A 4,806-nucleotide genomic window follows, 5' to 3' on the forward strand; every position below is an offset into this window, starting at 1 on the left:
CCCTCCCACCAGGAGGGGCGGCGGACAAAACCCAATCCACGCGTACGCGCCACTTCCATTTGGCGCCGAAGAGTGGACCATGAGCTAGCAGGCACACGGCGATCCCGTGAGGAGCCCTCTTTGTACGCAGAACGTCGCTATCTCATGTGCCCACCGGCGCACTTCCGGGTCACGTACTCGATCAACCCGTGGATGGACCCCGGCAAGCCGGTCGACCTCCCGCTGGCGGTGGCCCAGTGGGAGGTGCTGCGCGACCGGTACCGCGCGCTCGGCCACAGCGTGGAGGAGCTGACCCCGGACCCGGAGCTGCCGGACATGGTGTACGCCGCCAACGGCGCCACCGTCGTCGACGGGCGCGTCCTGGGCGCGCGCTTCGCCCACCCGCAGCGGGAGGCGGAGGCGGTCGCCCACCGCGAGTGGTACGCGGCCAACGACTTCACCGAGTACCACGAGCCCGAGCACGTCAACGAGGGCGAGGGCGACTTCGCCGTCACCGCCTCCTGGCTGCTGGCCGGGCGGGGCTTCCGCAGCAGCCCGCTGTCCCATCCCGAGGCCCAGGAGTTCCTGCGCCGGCCGGTGATCGGCCTCGACCTGGTCGACCCGCGCTTCTACCACCTGGACACCGCGCTGTGCGTGCTGGACGACTCCACGGACAGCGAGATCATGTACTACCCGCCGGCGTTCTCCCCCGGCAGCCAGGCCGTGCTCGCCCGGCTCTTCCCCGACGCGATCATCGCCGACGAGCACGACGCGCTGGTGCTCGGCCTGAACTCGGTCAGCGACGGGCACCACGTGCTGCTGCCGCAGGCTGCGGTCGGCCTCTTCGAGCCGCTGCGGCGGCGCGGCTACGAGCCGATCCCGGTGGCGCTGTCGGAGCTGCTGAAGGGCGGCGGCAGCGTCAAGTGCTGCACCGCCGAGCTGCGCGGCCCGGCCTGAGCCGGTAGCGGCGGACCCGGCGGACGGCGGCCCTCACGGGCGGTCGTCCGCCGGTCCTTCCTCCGGCGACGGCCAGGCGTCACCCCAGGCGTCACCCCAGACGGCGTCCCGGGCGGCACGGTAGGCGGTGCGGTCGCGCTTGGTGACCGTGCGACGGGCCAGGCCCTCGGTGCCGGTGCACAGCTCCAACAGCACCTGCCCCTTGCGGATCTGCGGTCGCCGCACGATCCGCGCCCCGGCCGGGGCCCCGGACGGCTCGCGCGCCTCCTGGTCCCGGCCGGCGGGCTGGTCCGCCGGGGCGGGGCGGACGGCCGCCACGTAGGAGTACTTCTCGTCCTCGTGGCCCAGCGAGCCGCCTTTCACACGCCGGTGCAGCGAGGAACGGCTGACGCGGGCCGCGAAGTGGCACCAGTCCTCGCCCGGCACCATCGGGCAGCGGTCGCTGTGCGGGCACGGCGCCAGCACCGTGAAGCCCGCCTCGACCAGCCGGTCCCGGGCGGCCATCACCCGCAGATAGCCCTCGGGCGTGCCCGGCTCGATCACCAGCACCGCGGGTGCGGCGGCGGCCGCGTCCACCGCTGCCGCCCGGTCCCGCTCGGTCAACTCGCCCAGCACGTAGGAGATCGTCACCAGGTCGGCCGGCGGGAGCGTGAGGGCCGGCCCGATGCGCTCGCGTCGCCACTCGGTGTCCGGCAGGGCCCGTGCGGCCAGCTCCCGGCCGAGCCCCAGGGCCGACTCCGACCAGTCGAGCACGGTCGTGCGCACCCCGCCCGGCCAGGCGGCGGCGACCGCCCAGCCGGCCGCACCGGTGCCGCCGCCGACGTCGACGTGCCGGCCGGGCGCCCACTCCGGCAGCCGGGCGCGGAACTCCGCCAGCGCCGCGCTCACCGCCGCGAACGTCGCCGGCATCCGGTAGGCGGCATAGGCGACCGCGTCCGCCCGGTCCCGCAGAACGGGCGCGTCGGTGGCCGTCCGGCCCCGGTACTCGCTGATCAGCCGCTCGACGGCGGCGGTGGCCCGGCTCGGCGGCAGGCCGTCCAGCAGCGCGGCGAGCGCCGAGCGGAGTTCTTCGTCGTGCACCGGGAAAGTCTAGGTCCTGCCGCCGGCCGGTGCGCCGGGGCGGCTCACTCCCCGTCCGGCACGGCCCACTCCCCCTCCGGCGCGGCTCACTCCCCCTCCGGCACCTCGACGACGGCGCCGTCCTTGTCGACGGTGTGGCTGCGCCAGTACACGTCCCACTTGTCGTCCACCTTCCGCGGCACCTTGCCCTCGGGGTAGCGCGTGTACCCCTCAGGCACCTCCTCGCCGTTCTTGACGCACTGCGAGCCCGTGCCCCCGATGGTCATGACCGGGTACTCGCCGTTTCCGCAGATGCTGTCCCGGACGGAGCAGCCCGAGAGCGCCACGGCCGCGACGCCGCCCGCCAGCACCGCGACGGCGACCGCGCCGAGGCGACGGGCCCGGCGGGCGCGGGTGGTGGGGCGCGAAGGGAGGGTGATGCGGTTCACGACTGGTCTCCTGTCGTTCGTGCGGTCGGTCCCCACTCTGTGCCACTCCGGGCACCCGGTCCTGAGTACCCGTACCCAGAAGGCGATCAACGGCTACTCAAGCCGGGGTCGGCCTGTGGGAGCGTGGCGTCACCGCACCGTCGCGTTCTGGTCGTCGCACCGTCGCGCCCTAGCGGACCGCGCGGGCGAGGCGGGTGGCGGCCTCCGCGCGCGGGCTGCTGTCGGGGACGGCCGGCCGTACCGGGTGCACGGTGTTGGCGAGCAGCACCAGGAACGTGTCTGTGGCCCGGTCCACGACCAGGCTGGTGCCGGTGAAACCGGTGTGGCCGGCCGCGCCGCGCCCGGCCAACTCGCCCATGAACCACGGCTGGTCGACGGTGAAGCCGAGCCCCGGCGCGTCCAGCAGCAGCGCCACGGAGTCCGGGGCGAGTATCCGGGCCCTGCCGTAGGCGCCGCCGCCCAGCAGGGCGCGGCAGAACACGGCGAGGTCGTCGGCGGTGCCGAACAGTCCGGCGTGGCCGGCGACGCCGCCGAGCGCGTACGCGTTCTCGTCGTGGACCACACCGCGCAGCATGCCCCGGTCGGCCTTGGCGCGCGGTCTTCGCTGGTCCTCGGTGGCGGCGGCGCCCAGCACCGGGCCGAAGCGGGTCGCGGACATCCGCAGCGGCCCGGTGACGCACTCCCCCAGCAGCACGTCCAGTCCCTGGCCGGTGACCTGCTCCAACACCTGTTGCAGTGCGAGGAAGTTGAGGTCGGAGTAGCGGTGCCGGCGGCCCGGCAGCGGCCGTTCGGACCACAGCAGCTCGAGTCCGTGACCGTCGTGGAACGGCAGCTCGGGACGCAACCCCGAGGTGTGGGTGAGCAGTTGGCGCAGGGTGATGCCGGCCTTCCCGGCCCCGCCGAACTCCCGCACGTACGCGGCGGCCGGCCGGTCGAGGTCGACTGTGCCGCGCTCGACCTGCTGGAGGACGGCGACGGCGGTGAACAGCTTGGTGAGCGAGGCCAGGTCGAACGGGGTGTCGGGGCGCATCCGCTCCGGCTCGTCCGCCAGCGTGCCGGCCGTGCTCCACCGCCACGCCCAGCCGGTGGCGTGCCGCAGCACCAGGTACGGGCCGCGTCCGGCGGCCACCACGGCGCCCGCGCACCAACCGCGCGCCGGCAGTTCGTCCACCCCCGCCGCGAGCGCGTCGATCTGCCGGGGATCGAGTCCCGCCTGCTCGGAGCTGCCCTGTCTCAGTCGTGCTGACGCCATGGACGGCACATTACGAGGAAGCAGCCGGCGGCGAGCACGATCACACACAGCTGCGTCAGCGCCATCGGCACGGCCGTGTGCTCGCCGGCGACCCCGACCAGCGGGGAGGCGACCGCGCCGACGAGGAACTGGGAGGTGCCGATCAACGCCGAGGCGGTGCCGGCGGCGTGGCCGGCCCGCATCAGCCCCTGCGAGCTGGCGTTGGGCAGCACCAGCGCCATGCCGGACATGAGCACGAACAGGCCCGTCGCGACGGCGGTCAGCCCCACCTCGCCGAACACGCCGGTGGTCATCAGCAGCAGCGCCACCGCGGCGGACCCGGTGACCACCAGCCCGGCGCCGATCACCGCGTCCAGCCGGACCCGGCCCACGAGCAGCCGCCCGTTCAGCTGGCCCGTCGCCACCAACCCGACGGAGTTCACCATGAACAGCAGGCTGAACGTCTGCGGGGAGGCGCCGTAGATCTCCTGCACGACAAACGGCGAGGCCGCCACGTACGCGAAGAGCGCGGCGAAGGTCAGCGAACCGGCGAGCAGGTAGCCGGTGAAGACCCGGTCCCGCAGCAGGCCGCGCATCGTGCGCAGCGCCTCGCGGACCCCGCCGCCGTGCCGCCGGTCGGCCGGCAGCGTCTCCGGCAGCCAGCGCGCGGCGACCAGCGCCAGCAGGGTGCCGACGGCGGCGAGGGTGAGGAAGATGCCCCGCCAGTCCGTCACCCGCAGGAGCTGCCCGCCGAAGACGGGCGCGAGCACCGGGGCCGCGCCGGAGACCAGCATCAGCGTGGAGAAGAACCGGGCCATGGCGAGTCCGTCGAACAGGTCGCGCACCACCGCCCGGGCGATGACGATGCCGGCCGCGCCCGCCAGGCCCTGGACCAGCCGGAACGCGGTGAGCGACGCCATCGTCGGCGCCAGCGCGCACGCCGCGCTGGCCAGCACGTAGCCGGCCATGCCGACGAGCAGCGGCCGGCGGCGGCCGAACCGGTCGCTCATCGGCCCCACCACGATCTGGCCGACCGCCAGGCCCAGCAGGCAGGTGGTGAGGGTGAGCTGCACCTGGGAGGCGGCCCCGCCCAGTTCACCGCCGAGTGCCGGGAGGGCGGGGAGGTAGAGG

5 protein-coding genes are annotated in these 4,806 nt (G+C 74.5%); 1 reads left to right on the top strand and 4 read right to left on the bottom strand.

The features are described 5' to 3' along the window. Positions 1–120: 120 nt before the first annotated feature. On the top strand, positions 121–936 hold the full coding sequence (gene ddaH, locus GL263_RS21705; RefSeq protein WP_438947986.1) for a dimethylargininase: 816 nt from the start codon (positions 121–123) through the stop codon (positions 934–936). A 33-nt stretch (positions 937–969) separates the two neighbouring features. Here the strand turns inward: ddaH and GL263_RS21710 are convergent, their stop codons facing one another. From GL263_RS21710 to GL263_RS21725, 4 genes are all read right to left on the bottom strand, one after another. Beyond that, the gene (locus GL263_RS21710) at positions 970–2,016 is read right to left on the bottom strand and encodes a small ribosomal subunit Rsm22 family protein (RefSeq protein ID WP_182857424.1); all 1,047 of its coding nucleotides are present in this window, start codon (positions 2,014–2,016) and stop codon (positions 970–972) included. An 86-nt stretch (positions 2,017–2,102) separates the two neighbouring features. Then, entirely contained in the window at positions 2,103–2,444 is a 342-nt protein-coding gene (locus GL263_RS21715; RefSeq protein ID WP_438947987.1) for an SCO0607 family lipoprotein, read from the bottom strand. 169 nt (positions 2,445–2,613) lie between these two features. After that, positions 2,614–3,696 (bottom strand): serine hydrolase domain-containing protein, encoded by a 1,083-nt coding sequence (locus tag GL263_RS21720; RefSeq protein WP_182857425.1) that lies wholly within the window; start codon positions 3,694–3,696, stop codon positions 2,614–2,616. Next, positions 3,678–4,806: multidrug effflux MFS transporter (locus GL263_RS21725; RefSeq protein WP_182857426.1), on the bottom strand; the 1,129-nt coding region annotated here is incomplete at its 5' end. The genes GL263_RS21720 and GL263_RS21725, both read right to left, overlap by 19 nt.

Origin of the sequence: Streptomyces durbertensis (assembly GCF_014156695.1) — a bacterium.
GTDB classification, from domain to species: Bacteria; Actinomycetota; Actinomycetes; order Streptomycetales; family Streptomycetaceae; genus Streptomyces; species Streptomyces durbertensis.

What these genes read in the sequence shown, in the direction of transcription:
- GL263_RS21720 (WP_182857425.1), bottom strand. Translation starts at nt 3,696, where the DNA reads ATGGCGTCAGCACGACTGAGACAGGGCAGCTCCGAGCAGGCGGGACTC.